At 73.6% G+C, this 9976-nt stretch carries 10 protein-coding genes; 4 read left to right on the forward strand and 6 right to left on the reverse strand.

Features of this window, described 5'->3' with window-relative positions; translation table 11 throughout:
* The 3 genes from WML84_RS09550 to WML84_RS09560 all read left to right on the forward strand — a co-directional run.
* Positions 1–1022: molybdopterin-dependent oxidoreductase (locus WML84_RS09550; RefSeq protein WP_347345913.1), on the forward strand; the 1022-nt coding region annotated here is incomplete at its 5' end.
* A gap of 24 nt (positions 1023–1046) precedes the next feature.
* On the forward strand, positions 1047–1301 hold the full coding sequence (locus tag WML84_RS09555; protein ID WP_347345914.1) for a CopG family transcriptional regulator: 255 nt from the start codon (positions 1047–1049) through the stop codon (positions 1299–1301).
* Positions 1283–1687 (forward strand): type II toxin-antitoxin system VapC family toxin, encoded by a 405-nt coding sequence (locus WML84_RS09560; protein ID WP_347345915.1) that lies wholly within the window; start codon positions 1283–1285, stop codon positions 1685–1687. Before WML84_RS09555 ends, WML84_RS09560 begins: the two co-directional genes overlap by 19 nt.
* Before the next feature lie 6 nt (positions 1688–1693).
* On the opposite strand, the gene WML84_RS09565 is transcribed toward WML84_RS09560, so the two are convergent.
* The 5 genes from WML84_RS09565 to WML84_RS09585 all read right to left on the reverse strand — a co-directional run bounded on the left by WML84_RS09565 (position 1694) and on the right by WML84_RS09585 (position 8362).
* A complete protein-coding gene (locus WML84_RS09565) occupies positions 1694–2692 on the reverse strand; it encodes an NAD(P)-dependent alcohol dehydrogenase (protein ID WP_347345916.1) in 999 nt (332 codons plus the stop codon).
* Complete coding sequence (locus WML84_RS09570; RefSeq protein ID WP_347345917.1) at positions 2689–2907, reverse strand: helix-turn-helix transcriptional regulator; 219 nt, start codon at positions 2905–2907, stop codon at positions 2689–2691. The genes WML84_RS09565 and WML84_RS09570 overlap by 4 nt, the downstream gene beginning before the upstream one ends.
* The gene (locus WML84_RS09575; RefSeq protein WP_347345918.1) at positions 2907–3341 is read right to left on the reverse strand and encodes a hypothetical protein; all 435 of its coding nucleotides are present in this window, start codon (positions 3339–3341) and stop codon (positions 2907–2909) included. Before WML84_RS09575 ends, WML84_RS09570 begins: the two co-directional genes overlap by 1 nt.
* A gap of 162 nt (positions 3342–3503) precedes the next feature.
* Complete coding sequence (locus tag WML84_RS09580; RefSeq protein ID WP_347345919.1) at positions 3504–7592, reverse strand: bifunctional proline dehydrogenase/L-glutamate gamma-semialdehyde dehydrogenase; 4089 nt, start codon at positions 7590–7592, stop codon at positions 3504–3506.
* A 209-nt stretch (positions 7593–7801) separates the two neighbouring features.
* Positions 7802–8362, reverse strand: coding sequence for an acyl-CoA thioesterase (locus WML84_RS09585; protein ID WP_347345920.1), 561 nt, complete (start codon positions 8360–8362; stop codon positions 7802–7804).
* Positions 8363–8471: 109 nt separating this feature from the next.
* Between WML84_RS09585 and WML84_RS09590 the strand changes: the two genes are divergently transcribed.
* The gene (locus WML84_RS09590) at positions 8472–8978 is read left to right on the forward strand and encodes a GNAT family N-acetyltransferase (protein ID WP_347345921.1); all 507 of its coding nucleotides are present in this window, start codon (positions 8472–8474) and stop codon (positions 8976–8978) included.
* A 194-nt stretch (positions 8979–9172) separates the two neighbouring features.
* Here the strand turns inward: WML84_RS09590 and WML84_RS09595 are convergent.
* A partial coding sequence (locus WML84_RS09595) for a cytochrome b/b6 domain-containing protein (protein WP_347345922.1) occupies positions 9173–9976 on the reverse strand: 804 nt, incomplete at its 5' end.

Consider the following 9976-nt stretch of genomic DNA (forward strand, 5'->3'; position numbering starts at 1 on the left):
CCGGGGTGCTCGCCGGGGTGGCGGGCAGCGCGCTGCGCACGGGAGCCGAGGCCGCCGCGAAGGTCCGGGCCGCGATCCGGCTCCCGGCTCCGGCCGCCCCCGCGCCGACGATCCCGCCGACGACCGAGCTCGGCATCCCGGACCTCGCGACCTACGTGACGCCGAACGACGGCTTCTACCGCATCGACACGGCGCTGATCGTGCCCGACCTCGCGGCGTCAGAGTGGACTCTGCGCATCCACGGCCTGGTGGCGGAGGAGGTCGTGCTCACGTGGGACGAGCTCCTCGCCCTGCCTCTCCGGGAGAGCGTCACGACCCTCGCGTGCGTGTCGAACGAGGTCGGCGGCTCGCTGGTCGGCAACGCGGTGTGGCTCGGGTATCCGATCCGCGAGCTGCTCGCGCGCGCCCGACCGAGCGGCGAGGCCGACATGGTGCTGTCGCGCTCGGTGGACGGGTTCACGGCATCCACTCCGCTGAAGGCGCTCACCGACGACCGCGACGCGCTCCTCGCCGTGGGCATGAACGGCGCGCCGCTCCCCCGAGAGCACGGCTTCCCGGTGCGCATGGTCGTGCCAGGACTCTACGGCTACGTGTCGGCGACGAAGTGGCTGACCGAGCTCGAGGTGACCCGCTTCGACCGCGCCGCGGCGTACTGGACGCAGCGCGGCTGGTCGGAGCGGGGGCCGATCAAGCTGCAGTCGCGCATCGACGTGCCCCGGCGCGGCGCCCGCGTCCAGCCCGGCACCACCGTCATCGCCGGCGTCGCGTGGCAGCAGCACGTCGGCGTGCGCGGCGTCGAGGTGCAGGTCGACGACCGCCCGTGGCGGCAGGCGACGCTCGCGTCGGCCGTCTCGGACGACACGTGGGTGCAGTGGAGCCTGCCGTGGCTCGCCGAGTCGGGCCGCCACCGCATCCGCTGTCGTGCGACGAACGCCGACGGCGAGACCCAGACCGCGACGCCGCGGTCGGTCGTGCCGGACGGTGCGACCGGCTGGCACACCGTCGAGGTCGACGTCGCGTGAGCACCACGGTGTATGATGCGGTGTATGCAGCGCACGAACATCTACCTCGAAGCCCGCCAGACCGAGGCCCTGGATCGCCTCGCAGCGGCCGAAGGCGTCTCGCGCGCCGAGATGATCCGGCGCCTGATCGACCACGCGCTGATCGGCACCGACGACCTCCGCTCAGATCTCGCCGCGATCGAGGCCGCGTTCGGCGTCGCGCCGGACCTTGAGATCCCCGATCGTGCTCCGGGCTCCCGCGAGAAGCACCTCGACGGCGCGTGGCGAGCCGCATCGTGATCCTGGTCGACACCGATGTCCTCATCGCCCTGCTGCGGGGCGAGCGGATCGCCAGAGACTGGCTGCTCGCCACCCGGCGCGGCGGACCGGTGCTCACGAGCGTCGTGACCGTCACGGAGCTCACCGGCGGGATGCGCTCCTCGGAGCGCCGCGAGGTGTGGGATCTCCTCGCGGCCCTCCACCCCGTGCCGGTCACCGAGCTGATCGCGCGGCGTGCCGGGGAGCTCATGCGCGAGTTCCGCCGCAGCCACTCCGGCATCGGCATCGCCGACTACCTGATCGCCGCGACCGCCGAGTTGCAGGGTGCGCGGCTCGCGACCCTGAACGTCCGGCACTTTCCGATGTTTCCCAGGCTGGAGCCGCCCTTCGCCCTCTCGCAGCGCTGAGCGCGATCAGGATGCCGTGACCACGACCTTGCCGACGGTGCGACCGGCGTCGACGTGCGCGAGCGCGGCACGCGCCTCGGCCAGCGGCCACGTCCGCTCGACGTGCGGCACGAGCTCGCCCGCGGCCGCGAGCGCCGCCAGCTCGGCGGTGAGGCTCGGGCGCACGGCGGCGGCGAGCAGCCGGATGCGGCGCCGCGAGCCGATCGACAGCACCGCGCCCCGCGCCATGCGCCCGAGCGGCCCGAACACGCGGTGCTCGCCGCCGTTCACGAGCACCACCGTCCCGCCGTCGCGCGCGAGGCCCTGCAGCGCGCGCAGCAGCACGGCACCGGCCACGTCGATCACGGCGTCATAGGCGTCCTGCGGCAGGTCGGCGAGGCCGACCTCGCGGTAGTCCCACGTCCGTGCCGCACCCAGGTCGGCGACGACGGGCTCGGCGCGCGCCCCGCAGAGCGCGTCGACCTCGGCGCCGCGGAGCGCGGCGAGACGCACGGCGAACGTGCCGACGCCTCCCCCGGCGCCGACGACCAGCACGCGATGACCGGATGCCACGGCCGCGGCATCCAGCGCCTGCCACGCCGTCCCGCCGGCAATCGGCAGCGTCGCCGCCGTCACCGCGTCGAGGCCGTCGGGGATGCGCGCGAGCTCGGAGACCGGGGCCACGACGTGCTCGGCGAGACCGCCGGCGCCGGTGAGCTCGCCGACCACCCGGTCGCCCACGGCGAGGTCGGCGACGCCGTCGCCGAGGGCGACGACCGTGCCGGCGACGTCCCGCCCGGGCGTCGGGGTCTTGGGCCTGCGCAGCCCGAAGACGAGGCGGAGGAGCAGGGGCTCGCCGCGCATCACGCGCACGTCGCCGGAGTTCAGGCTCGTCGCGTCCACGCGCACGAGGACGGCCCCGGCTCGGGGCGCCGGCACGTCGACGCGCGCGGCGGCGACGGCATCCGGCCCGCCGTAGGCGGTCTGCGCCCACGCGAGCATGGTCTGGGTCTGGGTGGTGGTCATGGCTCCTCCGGGTAGTCGAACAGCTCGTCGATCGAGACGCGGAAGACGCGCGCGAGCTGGAAGGCGAGCTCGAGCGTGGGCGAGTACCTGCCCTGCTCGATGGCGATGAGGGTCTGCCGGGTCACGCCGACGCGACCGGCGAGGTCGGCCTGCGTCATCCCGGCGGCCTCGCGCACGAGACGGATGCGGTTGGTGACGCGGGTCGGCCGCGCCATCACTGGAAGCCCCGACGGTAGGCGACGAGGCGGGCGATGCCGCCGAGGATCGCGGACAGGACGAAGCCCGCGAAGATCGCGTTGCCGATCCAGAACCAGTCGGCCCGCGTCATCGCGAGCACGAGCCCGCCGAGACCGCCGAGCACGAGGAACGCCTGCCCGATGCGGTCGCCGAACCACTCGATCTCGCGGTCGCGCTGGTCGGCGCGTTGCTCGAGCTCGGGATCGCGCATGCCCGCGGCGATGCCCCACAGGACGCTCAGGACGATCGACAGCACGATCGCGGCCGCGATGCACCACACCATCGGCCACGCCCAGTCGACGTCGTCGATCGCGCGGTCGCCGAACTGCGGCAGCACGATCACGAGGTAGGCCCCCGTGCCGATCACACCGGCGATCAGCTGCGCCCACGTGTTGCGTTCCGCGTACCCCATGGCGCACCTCCTTCGATGTATAGAATTCTTGACATCACCCACGGTACGCGTGCCCGCGAGCGATGTCAAGAATCTTTTACACCGGCGTTCCGCAGCGGTGAACGGAGGCGCGGGAGGACGCTGCCCGCGCCGGCGAGGACGCGCGCGCGGCACCGTGCGGGGTCAGATGACCTCTTCGCTCCAGGGGTCGGGGGTCCCGTAGCGATGCGCGGTGATCGTGATCGACTGCTCGCGCAGGAACGGCAGCAGCTCGATGCGCCCCGCCGTGGTCACCTCGTCGGCGTAGACGGCCAGGTCGGGGTCGCCCTCCAGCGCGTCGGCGAGCGCCCACCGCAGGGTCGCGACGGCACCGGGCGAGCCCACCAGGCGCGCACGCGGCGGACGCGGCGGCACGGCCGGCTCGTCGTCGCCGCGGGGCATGCGGTCGCCACCGGCATGGCCGGCGGCGGCGCTCGCACCGCGACCGAGGCGGTCGCCGCCCACGCGGGCGAGAGCCTTCGCGAGGAGCGGCGGTCCCTTCCTGCCGGGCGCGGGATCGGGCTCGTCGCCGGTCTCGCGGGCTTCTCCTGTCCGCCCGTCGTGGGCGTCGTCCTGCCCCGCGGGCTCGGAATCCGTCGCGTCGCCCGAGCCCGCAGCGTCGTCGGTCGAGCCGCCGTCACTCGGGTGGTCGACCTCTGCACCGCGGTCCTCGGCCGCGTCTGCCTCCGACGCAGCGGTGCCGTCGCCCGCGGCGCGCGTCATGCGCTCGATCCACTGCTCGTCGGTCTCGACGAACACCGGCACGTCGAGCTCGCCGAGGGCGCGCCGCACCGACGACGCGAGGCCCGTCGCCGAGCTGAGCGTGAACCTCGACCCGGCGCGCACGGCGGCGACGACGACGCGCAGCACGCGGTGCCACTCGGCATCCGTCGTCGCACGGATCGCCACCGGCACCGGCCGGTAGCGGAAGAGGTTGCGCTCCACCCCGAGCTGCGACACGTCGCGCACCTGGCCGAACTCGCGGTTCCAGGCGAGGGCGTCCGACAGCGCGCCGCGGCGCAGCCACTCGAACCCGTCGAAGCCGAGCGTGGGCTGGGCCGCCTCGATGACGTCGGTGATGCGCGTGTCGAGGCCGCGCAGGTGCAGCGTCGACGACTGCGCGCCGCCGGCCGACGAGCGCCACGACCCCAGACCGACGAGGTAGTTCGGACCGCCGGCCTTCGCGCCCGGCCCGACCGCGGAGCGCTTCCAGCCGCCGAACGGCTGCCGCTGCACGATCGCGCCCGTGATGCCGCGGTTGACGTAGAGGTTCCCCGCCTCGACCCGGTCGAGCCACACCGCGAGGTCCTCGGGGTCCTGCGTGAACAGGCCCGCGGTGAGACCGTAGGCGACCGCGTTCTGCAGCTCTATCGCGCGCGCGAGCGACGGCACGTGCATGACACCGAGCACCGGCCCGAAGAACTCCTCCAGGTGCATGCGGGATCCGGGTCGCACGCCGGTGCGGATGCCGGGGGTCCAGAGCCGCCCGGCGTGCTCCGGCCCGACGCCGTGGAGCTCTTCGGGCTCGACGAGCCAGCTCTCCCCCTCGTCGAGGGTGGTCAGCGCCCAGCGCAGCTTGCCGCGCGGCGCCTCGATGACCGGGCCGACCTCGCTCAGCGGGTCGGAGGGCGGGCCCACGCGCATCGACGTGGTGGCGTCCACGAGCTGTCGCGCGAAGCGCTGCGACCGGCCGACCGAGCCGACGAGGATCACGAGGGATGCCGCGGAGCACTTCTGCCCCGCATGCCCGAAGGCGCTGCGCGCCACGGCCGCCGCCGCGAGGTCGAGGTCGGCGGACGGCATGACGATCATGGCGTTCTTGCCGCTCGTCTCGGCGTGGAGTGCCAGGTCGGGGCGCCATGAGCGGAACAGCGCCGCGGTCTCCCACGAGCCGGTGAGGATCACGCGGTCGACGTGCGGGTGGGTGACGAGCCGCTGCCCGAGCGCGTCCTCGTCGACGTCGACGAGGGCGAGCAGGTCGCGCGGGATGCCGGCATCCCACAGCGCCTCGGCCACGACCGCCGCGCACCGGCGGGCCTGCGGGGCCGGCTTGAAGACGACGGCGGAGCCGGCCGCGAGCGCGGCGAGCACGCCGCCCGCGGGGATCGCGATCGGGAAGTTCCACGGCGAGGCGACGAGCGTCACGCGCCCCGGCACGAACACGGCGCCGCTGACGCGGTCGAGCTCGCGCGCGGTCGCGGCGTAGTACGCGGCGAAGTCCACGGCCTCGCTGACCTCGACGTCGGCCTCGGCGAACACCTTGCCGGTCTCGGACGCGGCGACCTCGATGAGCGCGCCGCGGCGCTCCTCGAGCGCGCGGGCGGCGGCGAGCAGCACGGCGGAGCGCTCCGCGGCGGGACGCGCGCCCCACGACGCGGCGGCCTCGCGCGCGCGGTCGACGACGCCGTCGAGCGCGGCCTCGTCGTCGACGCGGGCCGCCTCGATCGCGGCATCCCCCGCCGTCGAGGTCTCGACGCGCGCGAGCACGTCGCGCGCCCACGCGCGCGTCGCGGCCTGCGACGGGTCGGAGTCGGCGGCGTTGCGGAAGCCGGGCGCGCCGAGCGCACGGCCCGCCGACTCGCGGGGCGAGAACACCGCGGTCTCGACGAACGCCTGCCCGCCGAAGAGCAGCTCCTCGGCGGCGGGCTCGAGCGGCTGCGTGTCGCCGGGCTCGGCCGCGGAACCGCCGGCACCCTGCCGGGCGTCCGCGTCTCGACCGTCGGCGGCCGTCGCCGACCGGGCGATCCCGAGCACCGCCTGCGTGAGGTCGGCCTCGTCGGTCGCGGGGGTGCGGTAGATGCTCGGCGCGGGCTCCGCGCGGTGCTGCGCACGTCGCGGCGACGCGGGCAGCTCCGGATCGGCGGCGCGCTCCAGCGCGGCGAGGAAGCGGTCGCGCTCGCGCGCGAACAGGGCTTGGTCGGCGGCGAGGTCGAACGCGGCGGAGAGGAAGTTCTCGCCCGAGGCGTTCTCCTCCAGCCGGCGCACGAGGTAGCCGATCGCGGAGTCGAAGTGGTGCGGCGGCACGACCGGCACGTACAGCAGCACCGGCCCCACCTCGTTCGCGACCGCCGCGGCCTGGCCCTGCGCCATGCCGAGGAGCATCTCGACCTCGACGCCGTCGCGGACGCCGCGCTCGCCCGCGAGCTGCCACGCGTACGCGATGTCGAACAGGTTGTGGCCCGCGACGCCGATCCGCACCGCCGCGATGCTCTCCGGTCGGAGCGCCTCGTCGAGGCAGCGGACGTAGTTCGCGTCGGTGTCGAGCTTCGTGAGGTACGGAGCCTGCTCCCAGCCGTGCATGACGGCGTCCACCCGCTCCATCGCGAGGTTCGCCCCCTTGACGAGCCGGATCTTGATGGGTGCGCCGCCCGCGTCGACGCGCTGCCGCGCCCACGCGGTGAGCTCGCGGAGAGCTGCGAGCGTGTCGGGAAGGTAGGCCTGCAGCACGATGCCGGCCTCGAGCCCCGGCAGCCGCTCGTCCTCGAGGATGCGCGTGAAGACGGCGACCGTGAGGTCGAGGTCGCGATACTCCTCCATGTCGAGGTTGATGAAGGTGCCGTTGCCGGATGCCGTGACGTACAGCGGCAGCAGCCGCTCGGCGATCGCCTCGACCTGCTCGTCGAACGCCCACAGCGAGATGTCGCTGACGATCGCGGAGACCTTCACCGAGACGTAGTCGACGTCGTCGCGGCGGACGAGGTCGTGGATGCCGTCGAGCCGGCGCAGCGCCTCGCCCTCGCCCAGCACGGCCTCGCCGAGCAGGTTGAGGTTGAGTCGCGAGCCGTTCTCGCGCAGCTTGGCGAGCGCCGGGCCGAGCTTCTCGGGGCGCGCGTCGACGATGAGGTGGCCGACCATCTCGCGCAGCACGCGTCGCGCGATGGGCACCGTGGGGCTGGGCACCATGGGGGCCACCCATCCGCCCACGCGCACGGCGCCGCGCAGGTACCAGGGCAGGAACTCCGGCACGAGCGGGGCGACGCGGCCCAGGCTGGATGCCGCGGCCGACAGGCTCTCGGGACGCATGACCCCGTCGACGAAGCCGATCGTGAACGGCAGGCCGTCGGGGTCCTTGAGCACGCCCGCCAGCCGTGCGGCGGCGGGGTCGGCCTCGACCTCGGCGGCCTCGACGACCCAGCGCCGCGCGAGCGCGACCGCGCGCGTCGCGAGGTCGGCGTCCTCGGGCGCGTGGCTGTCGGTGGCGGCGTCGGACTCTTCCGCGGACGACTCCTGCATTCCTCCAGCCTAGGCGCGCGGCCTCGCGCACCCCGGGATGTGCCCGCCGTGGCGCAGGCACCGCCGGCATCCCGCCCCGCCATTCCCGCGAGAGTGCAACTGTGCACCGAGACAGCGTGCCCGGCGTGCACTCTCGGTGCACCAGTGCATTCTCGCGGTGGGCGGACCGGAGCGGAGGGGATGCCGCAGCGTGGCGGCACCGGGGATCGTCAGGGCCAGAGGCTCGGCGCCGCGGCCTTCGTCGACGGCAGCGCCGACCCCGCCGCCCAGTCGGCCACCCACTGCGGCAGCGGCGGCAGGTCGTCGGGCCGGCCGAGCGCCGCGAAGAGCTCCTCGTTGGCGACGATGCCGCCGGAGCGACGGAGGAACCGCGCTCGCACGATCATCTCGGCGTACACCTCGCCGCCCACGACCGCGCGGTGCATGAGGTACACCGACCGGTCGTCGTGGCCGTAGAGGCGCGACTCGACGGTGAAGCGCTGCCACAGCCCGAGGGACTTGCGGAACGTGATCGTCTCGCTCGCGACCACCGCGTACCAGCGGCGCGCGTTCATGGCGTCCCAGATGCCGGTGCGCATGAGCAGGTCGAACCGCCCGAGGTCGAACAGCGACGCGTAGCGGCCGTTGTTCATGTGGCGGAGCAGGTCGATGTCGGTGAGGAGCGTCCGCAGGTGCACGCGACCCACGGTGCCGGGTGCGATCCGGCCGTGTCGTCGCAGCAGCACCCTCGCGCGCAGGATCGTCAACAGGGTCCGCCAGATCACGTTCACGACGGGATCGTAGCCCCGCCGGAGAGGTTTCGCAGGGCCGTTTGTCGGATGCGCACAGCCCTCCGCCGTCGATTTCGTACCGTGGGAGCGTCGGCGTAGAGTCGGCCGCATGGAAGCCCCCGTGCAGACAGACATCGTCGTCCGGCCTGTTCGAGACGTGGATGCCGAGGCTCTCGGCCGCGTCCACGCCACCTGCTGGCACGAGACCTACGACCACCTCATCAGCAAGGCCGCGCTCGAGAAGATCTCGCCGAGGCGGATCGCGGAGCTGTGGACGCACTGGATGAGCCAGGGCGCCGACTACCGCATGTACGCGGCGCTCGCGGACGGCGAGATCGTCGGGTTCTCCGGCTCCGGTCCCGCGCGCGAGGCCGACGCCCCGACCTCTCGCGAGCTGTACTTCATCTATCTGCTCGGCGCGTGGCAGGGCACCGGCATCGGCCAGCGCCTGCTCGACGCCGCGGTGCTGTCGGGTGAGTCGGCGTACCTCTGGGTCGCCGAGGACAACCCGCGCGCGCACCGCTTCTACGTGCGCAACGGCTTCGCGCTCGACGGCGCCCGGCACGACGAGCCGTTCCTCGGCGAGACGCTGACCGAGGTCCGCTTCGTCCGCTGACCGCGCTCTCATCCCGACACGCGGGCGCGTGCTGAAGCCCGACCCGCGGCATCCCGGCGCTCCCGCCGAACCGCGGTCCGTGCCCGGCCCCGCGTGTGCGTCGAGACTGCACGCTGGGCGTGCAGTCTCGACGCGGGGTTGGAGTCTCGCCGAGGAGGCGGCGCCAGGGCAGCGCGTTACGCGGCGGACGACCGTCAGCGGCCGCCGACGGTGCCGAAGAGCCGGGCGAGCGGGGCGATCAGCAGCGGTCGTGCGGCGACCCAGCCCGCGGCGACGACGACCATCGATGCGAAGAAGATCCAGAAGCCGGTCCAGTTGACGGCATCCTGCCCCGCGTACATGTGGTTGAGGTTGCGGAGCGCTCCGGTCGCGAACACGAGCGTCACGTGCACGACGATGAACGCGACGAAGTACAGCATGACCGGGAAGTGCAGGGCGCGCGCCCACTCCACCGGGTAGGCGCGGTTGAGCGCGGGCGCCTTCTTCGGCCAGAGGCCCGACATGCGGTAGCCGGTGACCGCCGCGAGCGGTGCGGCGACGAACACGGTCGTGAAGTAGGCGAGCTGCTGCAGGCTGTTGTAGTTGACCCAGCCGTTCTCGGTCGGCCAGTCGAGCGACACGTACTGCAGCACCGCGGAGAGGGCGTTGGGGAAGACCTCCCAGCTGGTCGGGACGATCCGCATCCACTGCCCGGTCGCGAACAGCAGCACGACGAAGACGAGTCCGTTCACGAGCCACAGCACGTCGAGCGCCTGGTGGAACCACAGCGTGAGGCTGATCTTGCCCTTGCGGTCGCGGCGGGGCGTCCAGAACACGGTCGGCCGCTTCTCGGTGCGCACCCGCAGGCCCGAGCGGATGATGAGCACCATCAGGAACACGTTGAAGAAGTGCTGCCACCCGAGCCATCCCGGCAGGCCCACCGGCGCGCCGTCGGGCAGGTGGTACTCGCCGGGGTAGGTCGCGAGGAACTCCTGCAGCGGCTCGAGACTGATCAGCCA

The organism is Microbacterium sp. (assembly GCF_039812165.1).
GTDB lineage: Bacteria > Actinomycetota > Actinomycetes > Actinomycetales > Microbacteriaceae > Microbacterium.